At 38.1% G+C, this 15,762-nt stretch carries 17 protein-coding genes; 2 read left to right on the forward strand and 15 right to left on the reverse strand.

The annotated features are described in order from the left end of the window. The 10 genes from T541_RS19775 to T541_RS0114315 all read right to left on the reverse strand — a co-directional run. The coding region (locus T541_RS19775) for a hypothetical protein (protein ID WP_034467369.1) at positions 1 to 842 on the reverse strand (842 nt) is incomplete at its 3' end. Positions 843 to 1,052: 210 nt separating this feature from the next. Further along, on the reverse strand, positions 1,053 to 2,081 hold the full coding sequence (locus T541_RS0114275) for a hypothetical protein (protein ID WP_026653343.1): 1,029 nt from the start codon (positions 2,079 to 2,081) through the stop codon (positions 1,053 to 1,055). Next, positions 2,060 to 2,929: a hypothetical protein gene (locus T541_RS0114280; RefSeq protein WP_026653344.1), complete on the reverse strand. Its 870-nt coding sequence runs from the start codon at positions 2,927 to 2,929 to the stop codon at positions 2,060 to 2,062. Before T541_RS0114280 ends, T541_RS0114275 begins: the two co-directional genes overlap by 22 nt. 10 nt (positions 2,930 to 2,939) lie before the next feature. Further along, positions 2,940 to 3,671, reverse strand: a complete 732-nt coding sequence (locus tag T541_RS0114285) for a ThiF family adenylyltransferase (protein ID WP_026653345.1) — start codon at positions 3,669 to 3,671, stop codon at positions 2,940 to 2,942. A gap of 68 nt (positions 3,672 to 3,739) precedes the next feature. Next, positions 3,740 to 4,183 carry a hypothetical protein gene (locus T541_RS0114290; protein ID WP_026653346.1) on the reverse strand — a complete coding sequence of 148 codons (444 nt, stop codon included), beginning with the start codon at positions 4,181 to 4,183 and terminating at the stop codon, positions 3,740 to 3,742. A 10-nt stretch (positions 4,184 to 4,193) separates the two neighbouring features. Then, positions 4,194 to 4,961: a Rad52/Rad22 family DNA repair protein gene (locus tag T541_RS0114295; RefSeq protein ID WP_026653347.1), complete on the reverse strand. Its 768-nt coding sequence runs from the start codon at positions 4,959 to 4,961 to the stop codon at positions 4,194 to 4,196. Then, positions 4,958 to 6,628, reverse strand: coding sequence for a hypothetical protein (locus T541_RS0114300; RefSeq protein WP_026653348.1), 1,671 nt, complete (start codon positions 6,626 to 6,628; stop codon positions 4,958 to 4,960). The genes T541_RS0114295 and T541_RS0114300 overlap by 4 nt, the downstream gene beginning before the upstream one ends. Before the next feature lie 67 nt (positions 6,629 to 6,695). Beyond that, the gene (locus T541_RS0114305) at positions 6,696 to 7,358 is read right to left on the reverse strand and encodes a hypothetical protein (RefSeq protein ID WP_026653349.1); all 663 of its coding nucleotides are present in this window, start codon (positions 7,356 to 7,358) and stop codon (positions 6,696 to 6,698) included. A 14-nt stretch (positions 7,359 to 7,372) separates the two neighbouring features. Then, positions 7,373 to 7,669 (reverse strand): hypothetical protein, encoded by a 297-nt coding sequence (locus T541_RS0114310; protein WP_026653350.1) that lies wholly within the window; start codon positions 7,667 to 7,669, stop codon positions 7,373 to 7,375. Further along, positions 7,641 to 7,865: a hypothetical protein gene (locus tag T541_RS0114315; RefSeq protein ID WP_026653351.1), complete on the reverse strand. Its 225-nt coding sequence runs from the start codon at positions 7,863 to 7,865 to the stop codon at positions 7,641 to 7,643. Before T541_RS0114315 ends, T541_RS0114310 begins: the two co-directional genes overlap by 29 nt. Before the next feature lie 594 nt (positions 7,866 to 8,459). Here T541_RS0114315 and T541_RS0114320 point away from each other — a divergent pair. Together T541_RS0114320 and T541_RS0114325 are read left to right on the forward strand one after the other, a co-directional pair. Further along, positions 8,460 to 8,627, forward strand: a complete 168-nt coding sequence (locus T541_RS0114320) for a hypothetical protein (RefSeq protein ID WP_155839535.1) — start codon at positions 8,460 to 8,462, stop codon at positions 8,625 to 8,627. Between the two features lie 58 nt (positions 8,628 to 8,685). Continuing rightward, on the forward strand, positions 8,686 to 9,222 hold the full coding sequence (locus tag T541_RS0114325) for a hypothetical protein (RefSeq protein WP_197025179.1): 537 nt from the start codon (positions 8,686 to 8,688) through the stop codon (positions 9,220 to 9,222). A 254-nt stretch (positions 9,223 to 9,476) separates the two neighbouring features. Here T541_RS0114325 and T541_RS0114330 read toward each other — a convergent pair whose 3' ends face one another. The 5 genes from T541_RS0114330 to T541_RS0114350 form a co-directional block, all read right to left on the reverse strand. Further along, positions 9,477 to 10,370 (reverse strand): hypothetical protein, encoded by an 894-nt coding sequence (locus T541_RS0114330; RefSeq protein ID WP_026653354.1) that lies wholly within the window; start codon positions 10,368 to 10,370, stop codon positions 9,477 to 9,479. A 1-nt stretch (position 10,371) separates the two neighbouring features. After that, on the reverse strand, positions 10,372 to 10,710 hold the full coding sequence (locus tag T541_RS0114335; RefSeq protein ID WP_026653355.1) for a hypothetical protein: 339 nt from the start codon (positions 10,708 to 10,710) through the stop codon (positions 10,372 to 10,374). A 154-nt stretch (positions 10,711 to 10,864) separates the two neighbouring features. Then, the gene (locus T541_RS0114340; protein ID WP_026653356.1) at positions 10,865 to 13,405 is read right to left on the reverse strand and encodes a hypothetical protein; all 2,541 of its coding nucleotides are present in this window, start codon (positions 13,403 to 13,405) and stop codon (positions 10,865 to 10,867) included. Between the two features lie 32 nt (positions 13,406 to 13,437). Next, positions 13,438 to 14,646, reverse strand: coding sequence for a hypothetical protein (locus T541_RS0114345; protein WP_026653357.1), 1,209 nt, complete (start codon positions 14,644 to 14,646; stop codon positions 13,438 to 13,440). Positions 14,647 to 14,664: 18 nt separating this feature from the next. Continuing rightward, entirely contained in the window at positions 14,665 to 15,729 is a 1,065-nt protein-coding gene (locus T541_RS0114350) for a hypothetical protein (protein WP_026653358.1), read from the reverse strand. Positions 15,730 to 15,762: the final 33 nt, after the last annotated feature.

Here is a 15,762-nt window from a genome sequence, read left to right on the forward strand (position 1 = left end):
TCAATCTTATTGATAACCTTTTGCTGAGTATCGGTAAATGTAGGCATCTGATAGCCTACAGCGCCCGCTTCGTCTTTGGCGTTTGCCTTAGGCATATTTGAGATAGTGTTCTTTTGGCAAAAGTCCCTGCAATCACAAGTAAAGCAATTGTAAGAAACCTTTGTCATAGCTGCCTTCTCAAGTTGAGCGTACAGAGTATCAAAAGAAAAACCATGTTCATCATAGTATGATGCAAAATCATGGATGAAGATATTACTCTTCTTTGTCTTAAGAACTCTGAATTGAGCAGGCTTGCCAAGAGCATCATCCTCGTTAAAAAGATATACCAAAGCAATATTGATACCTGGATACCTCTCTTCAAGCGAAGCCTTTGCGCACATCACATTTAGATCCGTCTCGGAATTAGTATGAATTGACTTTCCATTAGGGCTTTTATCAGCCTTTTTAGGAAAGACAATATATGCATACAATTGGCCGTCTCTCTCTGCAATGAGATTAACGTAAGACAAGAATTTAAAGCGTGATGTCTCTACAGTTAATGGTGTTTTTGCTGACAGAATCTTAGAACCGCCTAGAAAGTCAATAAACCGTTTCAAGCAAGAAACATCGTCAGCGATCTGCATATCCCTTACATAGTCATATTGAAATGAAATATCTTGATAACCACTTCTGATTGCTGCGTACAATTCCTGCACCCTACCATCAGAAAGTCTGTCACCAAGCTGGTTCAATACGCCATATAAAACACTGCTTCTAGTAACTGTCTTTGCAGACATTTGTTTTTTAGTTCTACAAGTATAAAAACTACTTGCCTGAACCACTGTTTTCATGACACTCTCCATGTCACAACCTCCTTTTTATTTGATATATATGATTAAAGATTGGCAATAAAAAAAGACGCACAAAGCGTCTTGAAATATGCGAATCTATAATTTCTCCTGTTTAAAATATGTTCACCTCGACATGAGGGTTTGGGAATTACATAACGTTGATCTACGTTAATTACGAAAAATAATAAAGAAATACACAATAATTCTATATAAATATAGTAGTTACAGCAACGACAAAGTGACAAAAAATAACGCAAACAAGCGCATGAAATGTAGTGTTTTATGCAATAAAAAAGACATGGGAACAGCTGATTTGCCATTCCCATACCTTTCTCTAAGTGCTGGCAATTCCTTGCCAACAAAATTCACCGCATCAACAAAGAATAACTTCATCACATGCTCATTCACAAAACAATCATTAAAATAATCACGCTTTGACATTTTGAACATGACAATCGTATTCTTCGCACTATCATCGTCTATGCACGTAAAGTTGAAATAAGCATCATCAAAACATGCAGACGAAAATGGATCACGGAATATACTAATATATCCATCAGCCCGCTTTCTGATTTCTTTAGGTAGCCTATCCTTGTATGAATCATACAAATAAACATCCTTTGAACTATAGGCGTGAATAGTCATTTGATTATTCTCGTTAGCATATAAGAGCTCTCCAATTAAAGGAAAGTTACACCTCACATGCTCGCCAGTAAGTCCAACATCGCAGAATAATTCTGCAATCGCATCAAAAAAGCTACTAGCCAATACAGATATATCGCCACTTGTTAAAGCTGCGTCCATTTCTTTTGCGACACGGGAGATATCATCAAGAGCATCATCTTGAAACTCATCATCAATATCATAGCCATACATATCGACAATATAATCGACATACTCATCACTAACTATATCAAAGCTATCCTCAAGGCCCTCAGTAGAAAGCACTGTATCGAATAACAATTTTAGGATCTTAATTGAATCCGTACTGATATAATTTCCAAATACGTCAAACCATGAACCATCATTAAATTCAAATAGGTCCATATTATTATAGCTAACACCTGCATCATAAAAAATAGAAGGGAAATGCATCTCAGTCTTAGTAAACTGCTTGATATCAACCCCTTCTCTACGAGCATTTAACAGCTGGCGAATCTTATCTTTGAACTCATAGGCTCTGTTTTCATGCTTACATAGAGATATCATATCCCCAGAAAGCTCAAAGTCTATGCTGCCACTTTTTCGCACAGTTCAATATCCTCCTTTTTAGAAATAAGTCCGTATCTCTCAGCCAACGCCATAACCAAGGCAACCTGCGCACCACTGTTTAGTGGTAAATCACATAAATGCACCTGCTCCATCTCATCGGCTCCAAAGATACCCCAACAATAAAAAGTGCCATCACTGGCTACACGGGTATGTAATCCCAAAAAAGCATTACTCAAAAGCTTTTTCGCAATGTCTAGCTCACTGTCCGTAACGTCTAATGAAAGTAGCTTCCCAATGATTGAAGATTCAAACACGATATAATACTTATCACTAGTCTCCATAGTCGGGTCACAATCCCACTCAAAGCACAGCTCATCAACAAATTCTGGTACTGCCTCAGAAAACCTCTTAGTATCAAACCTAAGTAGTTCACGCTTAGATAAAAATGTCCTAGCATAATCACGCATAATTTCATCAAAGCCCTCCTGCCCATCACCACTAATAGGTGAATCGCTTAACTCCGCAAGCTCATCTTCATATATAGAAAAGTTATCGAATATACCAAGCTTTTCCAATTCTAAAATGAGTCTGCTATAGTAATCTTTTCCAGTACCAGCTCCGTAGGCCATATCATACCTATCAAGGTAAACCTCAAGGTCCTCGTTAATGCTTACTTCATCGCCACCTGCGGTCAAAGTATTACCCGATAAAACAATGTCGTAATTTACGTTCTTACCGCAATCAAACATTCTTGAATGCAGTACATCTAAGAACTTCTCATATTGAAGCTCATACGTAAGGTTGTATGAGCCATAATATGACCCAACTCCAACACGATTGTATGGACTTTCTCTGATAATATGCTTTGCAAGAGAAGTATTTATCATAAAACCCTCCTTATGCGACACAATTATTATCAGAATATGGCATAAACTCCTGATAATAAGTATCAGTATCAAAAGTAACCATACCTGGATGTGGTTTACCAGACAACATTGAAGTGATCTCCTTTAACAGGATATTACCCGCGCACATATTAGTAGCAATATGCTGTGGAGCAACGTTATTAAGCTCCTCGCAGCTCATTTCAGTAACACTCCTTAAATCGGCGTTCTTGATCTGTGGAAAATAGTGAGACCTTGTAGGGCTAAGTACCTTACCATTAAGTTTGTAACTAAAAATAACCTCACCTGTCGAAAATTCATTAGCAGAGTCATAATAAATTACGTTGTCGTTAGCGTTAAAATAATCTTCAAGCAACATACGGCAAGCATGATTATCAACACAACCTACGATCAATGGTATATAAAGTACTGAGCCGACATTACTGGACAAGTCCTTTAGCTGGTCTAGTTCAGTAAGATATGTAGCAAAAGCCCTCCATTTAAGTGAAAAAGCACTTGAAAGTACATCAGCCATAACCGATGCCTTGTTAAAGCCTACATCTTCCTGTGTAAATGACTGTCTTGCAAGATTCTTATCCTCAATGACATCACCATCAAAAATATATAGACTTCCAATATTAGGATTACCCCCTGCGATAAAACGAGAAAACTCCTTAAGGAAGTATGTTCCCGTTCCACCACTGCCAATAACAGCAATATTATATTTAATCTTGGGTTGTTCCATATAAATAAATCCTCCTTGTTATAAATAAAAAGCAGCCAACTTTAAAAGTTGACTGCTAATACTATGAATCAGTTCGAAGCATTCAAATAATCTTTGTACAACCAATTAGTAAAATCCCTTTTTTCGGACATAGTATCCACATAACAACCAACCTCATACTGATAATGGTTAGCCCTTTCAGGAAAACCATAATACCACTTATCAGTTATAGCATTGATCTGTGAATCAGATACATCACCAACAAACTTCCCATTGATAATTGAAAAGCCTATAAAATGATTGTCCTCCAAAAAAGAAAACTTATCGTTATACCCCAGTTCTTCCTTGCATTTAAGGAACTCAGCCTTATAAAAAGTACATTTTTTACAAGCGTAAGCAAACATACCCTGGTTGATCTCTTTGCCAGCTTCACGTTTATCTGCAAAAAGCTGCAACTCTCTTAGCCATAAGCATAAGAAACGAGTATTGTATCGATAACGCTTTAATGCGTCTTGCGTAATTACCTTATCCATACATGTCCTCCTATGCAGCTCTCTCAAATGATTTGAATACATACTGTTTTACAGAATTTCTTTCTGCAACACATTGAACTTTGATTCTCATTCTTGTGCGGCTATTACAACACTTAGTAATATAGCCGTTCATTTTCTTTGCGTCCTTAGAATACATATTAGGATAGAAGATGATCTGTGAGATTGAATCCCTACATACATCCCCCACTATCTCGTATGCATTTAGCTTATATACAGGACGATCATCCTTTGTATCTATTACTTCAAATTTACCGTCGGTAACGAAGTTAATCACGCTATTTTTCTTGTTCTGATTCCTTGAAGTCTCGTCTGGCTCCTTAGAAAACACATCAGAATTCTCATTATTGCCTCCGCAATAAGCTCCAAAGATACCAAAACGCTTTGCCGCATTTTTAAAAGCAGCATGACAAGCAAAATTAGATGAATTAGAAAGGTTAGTATCTTTACCGGTATTCTTCTCATACTGACAAGTATACCCGCCATAAGACTCCCTATAGAGAACAACTTTCCCATCATCTGATAAGATAGAAATACGACATTTCACCGTATACTGTTCCTGACTAGTAGTAATTTTGCTATAAGAAAAATCTGTATAATCTACAAGATAGTTAGCAATACCAACAATCTCATCAAAGACAGAGATATACTCGTCAATCTTGAAATAATCATACTTTCCTTTCTTAGCGGCAGGATATTTTACCTTTCTAAGTGAAGCAAGAACTTCAGCTAAAGGCTTTCCATTAACCGTACTACTCATGCGCATATCCCTCCGAAACCATCAAATGAAAAAAGCTCAGAGCACTTAATGGTAGTAAAAGAACCTTCCATTCCTGCTCTGAAACTCATTGTAAGCTCATTTTTATCAAGATTTCCGATAACGCCAAACAGACCAGTATAAATCTCATCAGCATCATCAATAGCTGAAAATCTACCTGTCATTGTATTGTGACTATGAATTGTAAGAGCAAGAATATCATCGGTATGGCACATCTCATAAAGCACTCTGACCTTTGTATATGAGGCAGTAGGTTTTTTAATGTAATAACACTGGTCGTTTACAGACCAATATATTTGAACCATATTCTCCTTGGATAGATCCTTGGAAAACTCCTTGATAATATCAGAGAGTAAATATGCTGGAATCTTAGGTAGCTTTCTCTCAAAAGTTACACCATGCACATCATGTGTTTCCACATTCTCATAGCCCCTAAATATACCCAATTCAGTATTCTCAACACGCTCCTTATATTCAGAATCAACTCTGTAAAAAGGAAAAGTGATAACGTTAGATACGATATTAAAAGAAGGAGCTGCAACAGCAGCTCCTTTCTCACCTGATACAACAGCAACACCGACAATGCCGGCATTTCTATCATAAGAGATATCAAATTTTCTGGATTGTGATCTAAAGATCCTATAATAGTTCTTTAGATAGTCTACAATATCATTCTTGTCTACAACTGCCTTACCGCCAAAATTATCCGCAGTAAGTTGAGCCTTTGTTCCGTAAGTCTCAATCCATAATACAAAAGGAAGTCTGTAGAGTTCCTTTGTCTTAACTGATCTAGACTCACCCTCAATACCAAAGTCACTACGACTTGCGGTTACTCTGTTCTTAGTAGTAGCACCAATAAACAGAATATCCGCATCAGAAGTATATGCAACAACAGTAACGTCCTTTTCAGGATAAAGGTTCTTAATCTGTGCACCTGTTAATGTCTGATTACCGCCATCACTATAGACAGCATAATCCTTATCATCAACAAGAGTTACTTTCTTTGTGAACACAGGTGTTGCAGATTCGATAGCAGTGTCAACACAAAGTGAGCATCCTTTGAAATCTGGGTGAGACTCAACATATTTAAGAGACAAATCAAATACGGAAACCTCCTCAGCCTCAAGATCGCCAAAATCAGATGTCTGATAAGAAGCTCTGTTTTCTCCGCTAAGGATAGTAACACGCTCTCCGATCTGTTCATCCTCATTAGTAGCCTTCTTAAAATTACAGAAAACAGTAGAAACACCATCGTGATAAAGCTCCATAAGAGCGACCTCTTTATAGCCAGCATCATAAGCAGCCTTAGCCACTTCCACAGGCTTGTACTTCACGCCATTGTCACCATAAGTAAAAGTAAAACCAATACCCTTAACAACAACAGGTCCAACTAGAGTTGACTCCTTCTTTTTCTTAGGAGCTGCTTTTTTCTTACTTGCCTTATCCTTTGCCTCTTCTTCTGTTGAATCTGAAATGACAACTGAATCCTCAGCCTCGCTTTCAAGATCGACAGTATCTGCAACCTCATCAGCTGCAATATCTACAACCTCTGCCTTAGCTTTTTTAGTCTCCTTTACCTCATCTGCCTTATCCTCTGTAGTCTCATTCATTCCAAATGCATCAAAAATGTTGAAAGATTCAAAATCCATAATAAATAATTCATTCGTCAAATATGACGAACTTTCCTCCTTTTTAAAATTCGTTTTTAGTTATGTGTTAAGCGACTGCTTTTTCAAGCAACTCTTCAATTACGCCCGTTTCAACGAGCCACTTCTCTGGAAATACATCAAGTTTTTCCAACTTTTCAAGTAATTTAGCCTGAGAACAAGCAGGCTTAACTCTGCCAGTCCCATTGCCATAGTAATCATTGTTTGTTTTTCCTAGGAAAAATTCCTCTGAAAACGTACAGACAGCCTCGTTCAGACCTTCAATTTTAATATTTCCGGTACAGATATGACCGCTATCACTAACATTGCCAAAAGGATACTGATAAAGAGTCTTATCATCCCCGTTTTTTAGTGCAAAGCATCTCTTATGTACAACACTTCCTTTCGACACCTTTATTTTGAATAAAAGACGTGGAAAAGGTACATGGTAATGTCTGTTTCCAAAAACAATAACCCTTACAGCAGGTTCAACTATCCAAGTACAAACATAATTGTCATAGTCACCAAAATACTTTTCTACAGTATTCTGTGGCCAGAAATTATCCTTTACCTTTACTAGCTGAACATCGTCTACGAGTGAATGACCAAGATACGAACAGAACTGAGGGACAGTGAGTATCCTCACGACCTCTTCGCCATTCTCCTCTACATTCCTTACACGTAGAAATTCATTCCCTACACGATCCGTGTAGTTAGTGACAAATAGTTCCATAACTAACCTCCTTTTTACAGAACTCTTCTTGCTGAGACAACTGACTTCATGTCTGCAAGCTGACGCATCTTCGTATCATTAAAGATAGTGTCAAAAACAAGCACATTAAAAAACTGATTACAATCACACAAGATTGAAACCAGCTCATCATCAGTAATATCAGCAATCTCTTCAGACGATTTTGCTCTTAAAACCCTCAAAAACCTCTCAAACATATCAGGATCAAGTCCCTCTGGAGTATCAGTAACATACTCTGCATCTTTCGAAGCCTTAAGTTGTTCATTAAGCAGCTCTAAGGAAAACTTTTTCATTTGATGCCTCCTTAGAACGTGAGAAATGATTATACACCCTCACAACATCGCCAATTGACAGTCCATCTAAAGACACCCTTTCAGTAATCTCACGCTTTCCAAGAGAAGTATTTTCATACATCTCATTTAGTAAGCTGACTGCCTCCTCCTTGCTACCAGCACAGATCTTATCCATGCCATGGAACGTCTTAATCATGCGACATTCCTCCTTTCATAAAATTTATAAATTAAAAGTTGGCATAAAAATAAGACGCAAATAGCGTCTCTAATATGCGAACTTGTAATTTTCCTCCTAGTTAAATGGTAATCACCACGACAAGTGGATTTGTGTAGAACATAGTGTAGATACACACTAAGTACGAGAAATACCAATAAAAAGACAATATTATCTTATAGTAATAAGAACATTAGCCGCAACAACAAATTGGCACAAAATAGCGCAAAAAGTCACAAGATACGCATCTTTCCCCTGAATTCTGCAAGATTGCTAAACCAAATATATTTGCTATAATACAGGTAGATTACCTTATAAATTTCGTTTGTTAGCAAGTATAATTACTAACACCCTTGCTTAACATTTACACTTAAAGCATTGCCATAGGTACTTAGTTTTAAGTGGGCAAAGGTCTATAATATTCGCTTTTATGCGAAAAATAATTGAATATGGGCATCCAAGCCCTATTTATAACCAAGCGGTTATCAATCAGGGTTTGGAGATGCGGACGCTCCCTTCCCTGTTGGTATATATTATTAACAAGAGAGGAGAATGCCTATGATAGGAGGAATGGACATGGCTGAAAGAGTAACTTTTACTTTAACGGACATACCAGATGAACTTGGAAACAAAATATTTGAGCAAATACGTACATCGCCAAAGCCACCATATGATGATATGAAGGCTGAAGTTCAGGAGATGAAACGCCGAATCATGGCAAAAGAAATGCATGAATCAAAGTAATATTATACTTAAGAATGAATTGTTTTACTGTGAGCATTTAACATTAAGCAGAGACAATATGCATGATGTAGATGAATTCCGTATTTCAATCCCTAGTGGCATTGGACTAATAGAATACTTACAGAACTATTCATTCCACGATGAAGAGCATAATGCCCAGCGTATATATTTAGTAAGAGATATTGTGACTAATGAACTAGTTGCGTACTTCGGATTAAAAGCAGGGCTAGTCACCAAAAACGAACATATCATAATTGATGGTGGTAAAGAAAAAACAGTTTTCGATGCAATGTCAGGCATTGAATTGGCTGAATTTGCAATAAATGATTCGTATATAGAAAAATATCCTTATCATAAAGGATGTGGCCTAATCATCTTTAACGACTTCATTATTCCAATAGTTAAAGGTATACAAGATGTAATAGGCTGTGAAATTCTGTATGGTTTTTCTGTTGATAAAGATGGTAAATTGCTGAATCGTTATTTAACAAAATATCATTTCCAACGTCTTGATCCGGAAGATGAGAAGAAACTTCATGCAAGGTTAAAGCCACGTTTTGATAATGACTGTATCTTTATTTACATGAGAATATAATGTCCGCATATTCTATAAAAGAAGCTAAACCCCAAGTCGAGTTTAGCTTCTTTTAAATGTAATAAGGCATATACCACATATAGTGATATATACCTTATTTCTTTACGCTTTGTACACGTTATTTCGGTATGAGTGAATACCTACTCATCAATCAAAACCATCAAAACAATTACCCATCAACAAGTTTGTTCACCCGTTTCTCATAGTCTCTTTTTATGTAAAGGAAAAATAACCTAGCAGACACATAAAGTACATTACTTTGATGCATCCTCAGATGCACTAGAATTCGCATCAGATGATGCAACAACGCCGTTTTCGTCAGCAACAGGGAATGAGAAAGTAACTGAATCTACCTGTTTGCCACCCTTGAAAAATGCAATAGTAACAGATGGAGTGCCTGGCTTATCAAAAGTCAATGACACAGCAGAGCTTGTTGTTGCTGAATCAGGAGTTGCAGTAATGAAAGTCTGATCGTACTCTTTGAGAGCAAACATGGTTGCACCATCACCATCAACTAAAACGCTAAGAGTAACAGTATCGCCAACCTTATATGTCTTATTAAGATCAAGACCAGTAATATCAACACCATAATTCTTGACAGAAAATGTGATAAGTGATGCATTAGTTACAGGAGCAGATGATACGCTGCCAAGTGCAAACACCCCTTCATCCATAAGGACGTAGTAATTTTTGCCTGTCTCAAAGATCTTTGAGAAATACACATCGATCTTCGTTCCGCTCTCCCATCCGGTAAGAGAAGTACCAACTCCATCCATCTCTCCAATTACAAATGAAGATGCGTCCGCAACGTCTACTGTAGAATAGATATTGTTTGTCTCAGCCTCATACACCCCGATCTTTCCGTCACCAAGCTGAATCCCCTTATTCTCAAAATAAAAGGTTATAGCATTGGTGCCCGCAAGAGCGTACATATTTTCATTGCTATTAGGATAAAAAGCCATAAGTCCTACGGAATTGTTCTCTACTTCTGGAGTAGCCTCGCTAAGCTGAGGAAGTGTCTCCACTAAAGGAGCAAGTGACACATCCTCGCTAGCAGTATCCGTCGCATTACTCTTTTTACCACATGCTGTCAAAGACATAACCACGGCAGCAGATATAAGAATAACTGATAATAATTTCTTTTTCATATTATGCCTCCAAAGCTACAGAACAATCTTTAATAAACTGAAATGTAGTAATACCCTTTAAATTCGTTACCTTTTTGATGGCATAGGTTGAAGTCTTATATGCCATCCTATAGTCATTAGTAAAAGCACCGTCTGTCTCGGAATATGCTTCAAATAACTCCTGACAAGATGCTTGTGGATGCTCTGCAGCATAAAGGATCACATAAACCAAAGCATTGTAGCCCTTTAGCTTTGCAGATATCCCATTATTTGCTAAATATGTCTTTACGTAATGTTTCTTTTCTAGCTGCGCGCGAGATTTATCGCCACGCCACTGAAATTCATTAACCATAGATGTCATAAAACACAACCCTTTCAAAAACAAAACCTTCCCTCGCTGACTACTTTAGTTACAAACGCCATTAGTAGCCAGCTTGAGCTTTAGCACAAGCGTACGGAAAGAGAAATGAGGCAGCATAATTAAACATAATAAAATTTGCGTTAATATGTGTTAACTAGCTGGATATTCCTGCCGCCTGCAGGAGAATCATTTTATTAATAGCATTTCTATTACACCACATATTTTCAGATTTTCCCGTACTTGTAAAACCATTATCATCCCACCATGGACAATACGAATGAGTAATATTACCCATTGCAGCCATAGAGCTGTCATAATCCTGGGGATAACCATACGTGTTAAACGTCATTCTATAAAAGGTGTTTTGCCCCTTTTTCCAATAACGCCTAACAATAGAATCCATACACTCAACCATACAGCAACCTTCAAGCGTTTTATATCCCGTCGTTCCATACTTTGTAGTCATGGAAGAATATGAATTCTGGTATTCTTCCTTAGGATTCCACCATTTTCTCTGTCCAGTATCCTTGTGTATGAAATAACACCCACTTTCAGTCGTAAGATTATACCAGTTATAAGTAGGAACACCTATGCCTCTCGAATACTCAGTCATGATTATAGCTAGTAGTGCAGCCACATCTACTTGAGTAGCGTGCTGATACTCCGTCAGATCGTCAACAACAGCGTCCCAATTAAATGAATTCTCCTTTAAGTTACCAACCTTAGACACCATTGCGGCAATCTCTTCCCTCGTATAGTAGTATCCACCATCAAGAGGAGTATCTGCCCCATCAACAAGCGAAACAAAGCCATTTACTACGTAATGTTTACCTGTTGTTGGATTCGTATGCTCTGCAATGTACACATCACCAACGTAACTAGCCTCTATATCAACTCTTCCACTCTCGGCATCGCCAGGGTTAACACTTGAACCACCACTTCCAACGCCTGTAGGTACTGTTACCCCATAACTAGCAAAAGGAATAGTCCCTGAACTAGCCTGACTCTTAACATCAGCAGTAGTTACGGTATAAAACTGACCATAATCAACGGCGTTATCATAATTGATCAAAATTTCCTTGCCAGGATATTGCTCCTGTAAATTCTCAATAAACTCAAGAATTGCCTCATCAGAAGGCTTCATCCCATAATAATAGACTTCTATCTGATTATTATTGTAGAGTTCTGCAAGATGCGTAAAGTAGTCACTGCGACTATTGCCAACGCCTGTACCCATGCAGATAAAATCAAGGTAGAAAACATATCTCTCCATCATCCTATCTACCCAGTTATAATCTTTCTGGCCACTCTCATTATTCTCCTCTTTATAATAAGGACAATAATCATCAGAGGATAATGTGTTTATAAAAGTATCCGGATTAATTATTCTCCACTTACCCACTAAATAATCACCCTCGGGTGGAGTATAGTTTTCAGGATCTGGCGTATAATCAGGCACTTCAGATGTTGACACATACTGATACGTAATAGTCTCAATCATATTTGCCGCCCCAGTGGGCGCAATATCAGGAGCGAATATAGTTGGTGTAATAGTTTCTCCGCTATAACCATGCGGGTCAGAGTTAAATGGTCCCCAGTTAGTTGGATCCGCCACCCTGGAGTATCTATAAGCCACCTTTGGATTTGTCGAAATAGTATCATACTTTATTGCAGTGCGAGCGTGTTGATGATTCTTATCTTTAACGGCGTTATATCTATGAACAAAATTGTATTCAAAAACCCTATAAATGTAATTTAAGTCAGATGTCGATAAGTAATAACCATCAGTACTATTGATTTTATCAACACCACCCTCACTTGCAGTATAAGTTGATTCGTCGTTAGTCTCGCCATCAAGAGTTTTCTCACGGTACTGTTCCTCAGAAATCATATAAGCAAGAGCCATCATTTCTTGCCAATGGACAGTATATACTCTCTCCCCATTAATAATTTCTCCTTTGAAGTTCTCCTCCGTCATTTTTCCATAAATCCCATCGTTAGCAGAAGTATCCGTTATATCAGGAATTACGTCTTTGCACGGATTTGTTTCTTCCCAGGTCCAATTAATAAAAGCGCCTGCCTCAGTAGTATTCCTTACAAGCTCCCACTGATGAGACTCATAATAGATATCATTCCACTCAAATATCTCGTCATTATAATCGGCGCACTCCTGTGTGATATCAATCATGTCCTCGGGAGCAAGAAATACATGTTCCTCACGCATAAGGTCATCTAACGCAGCCTGAGTCTCCTCGTCATACTCCGAAGAATCACTACTTGCTCCGTCAGAAGCCCCATTTTTTTTCTTATCATACGTAGCCTTCATACTCTCAAGGATCTGGCTTGTTTTGTCAGGATCACCACCACTATCCCAAGCACTCATAGCGTCATTGTCAAATTCAGGCTTATTCCAAATAGTCGCCCACTCATGCGAGACAGTCTTCTTAACTGCATCAACAATATCCCACAATCCTTGTAGAAGTAACACAGGAATCAATACTATGATAATAATCGCCGGTACAATAGCAAGGATAATCCATCTAATTTTTTTGGTTTTTTCCTTGATTACACCCTTAATTTTATTTTTAAGCTTGTTGACTGGTTTTTTAGCAATCTGCTTAGCTTTATTTTTTGCTTTTTCCTCTACAAATTTATATGCTTCAGGAGTATCAAACCCCCTGCTATCATTAGCCATTTAAAAAATCCTCAAAACAACAACTTACTGCATCACTCATCCATGTCATGTGGGCGAGGCTCAATATCATCACCGTAAATGCTGTCATACACGCCCTCAGCTAGCACATCAACAATATAAGTCCCATAGGCCCCATCAGCAGAAATGTGCATGCCATACGTACCCTCCATAGGATTTGCAATTTTGAAGCAAACCATACCATCCTTATTAGTATTCCAATAGCTAGGCTTATAGTATGTACCATCAGGAGCCAACAGGTATGCATCATTTGGTGTTATATCTGTATTTACATATCTAAAAAAGAAAACAACTACACTACTAGTCAAACTACTATCCACATCGATGTACCTATCAAGATCAACCGCATTAGGATATAAAATGTGGTAATTATGCTCATCTAACTCTTTTTCCATCTGCTCTGCAGTTTTTTCAGTAGATAATGACATATCAGAAGCCGCAGCTGATGAACCCTGTTCCTGAGAATTAGCATCAGAATCAGACTCGACAACTACCGTCACCTTTCCAACAGTGCTATCAGTAGTATCTACACCACCGCTTACTACAGAGCTTGTGTCAGAATCAAACTTTGTCAAAGTGTAAAACATCTTTTCAAGATAATTCTTTTTAGCCTTAATAAGCTTCGACTTATCCCTCACATCAGTAGCAACTAGCAGGATCAGATCCTTCCCGTCAACCCTATACTGATAAGAAACGACATAATATTCCTTCCCATTTGAAGTAATGGTGCCAGCCTCATATGTTGCATAAGTGGCATTTATATAGCCGCTATCGTTAATAGCGCTTACATATGAATTAGTAGGGCTCGCCTCCCCCCCATCTATAACAGTAGAGAGTGAGAAAGCGTATGAATCAGCAGTAGAAACGCTAACATCCTTTACGCCATACACAAAGACAAATTGTTCGTCCTTAAAAGATATGGCTTCCTTAGAGCTATAATAGAGGTCGCCTGTAGCACACGCACCATACTGAGTGTTTGGAAAATGAATGACCGTTGAAAAATTTTCATACTGGTTTCTTCTATAGGTCTGAGCCGCATCAGTACTTGCTAGTGTAGAGTCAGGAAACGAAAAGCTAAGAAGCGAATTACTTGAAACAAGGTGGAAAACGCCTGCACAAACAACACTAACTACAACAACAAATCCAAAAAACAGCGTAATACGATCTTTAGCAGAAAGCTTTGTCATTGCACTCCAAAATCTATTCTTATCAGAAGCATTCATTACAATCACTCTCCATCTTTACTGTTCAACAGGGTCACCACTTATAGTAGTCGCAATATCTCCGCACTGCTGATAATTCATGATCCTAAGAGAATATGTTCCCTGAGTTGCAGAGGTAAGTGAAAACTTAACCCCATACTCTGTCTGCTCAATAGGTGTGCAGTATGACTGCCCATCTGGGAAGAACAATTCAAGAACTGCATTAGGATTAGCCATAGTCCAATCAACATAAAGAACAAAATTCTCGTAATCAGAAGGAACAACAATAGGAACTGACTCAGTAACCTCATCGCCAACAATTGCAAGTGACATATCTGAACCATCAGTTGAAGATGCTTCAGCTGATGCTAATGCCGCTGCCTCCTCTTCTTGTTTTGCTAATATTTCTTGCTGAGCTGCTTCCCTAGCCTCAGTAAGAGACTTATCAAGCTTCTCATCGTAGCGTACTGTTTTAATGATTGCTGACAATACTGACGCGCAGGTATCCGCAGCATCAGTTGTTCTATTTACCGTACCTACAGCAACAAACAAGTGGTTACCAAAATAGACACCCTCTGGAACATCAAGCGCATAACCAAGAACAGTTGCCTGTTGATTTGCAACGCCGTCAGTTACATATAATGAATCTGCAACATATTCGCTCTTAAAACCATTGATATAACCAACCTTATCAACCTCAGTAGTAATCAACGTTCTCTCTGGCACATAGTTAATAAGGAGAGCTGCAGGGAACTGTGATGCAATAATATCCTGAACATCATACTGATCTGTATACTCAGCCACGTATGCAAAATAGCCATTTGAAAGCTGATAAATCATACCAGAACCAATTTTTGCTCCATTTCCTGCAGGAACGTCTACCATATATGGAACTGATTCAAAAGAATAAGTATTAGACAATGACTCATTCTCAACATACTCATTATTCTGAGCAACAAACACTGAGTCTTGAAGCTCACCTTGTGGAAATACCACCTGCTCAGGCTCCTCAACATGAACTGCGCCAACAAGCACATTCATGGCAAGCAGAAAAACAAGTAATACTCCAAGCACTGCTAATATTGTTTTAGAACGTTTATTCATAATATAACGGGATTTTCCCGCCTCCTACTAACA

Source organism: Butyrivibrio proteoclasticus P6B7, assembly GCF_000622085.1.
GTDB classification, from domain to species: domain Bacteria; phylum Bacillota; class Clostridia; order Lachnospirales; family Lachnospiraceae; genus Butyrivibrio; species Butyrivibrio proteoclasticus_A.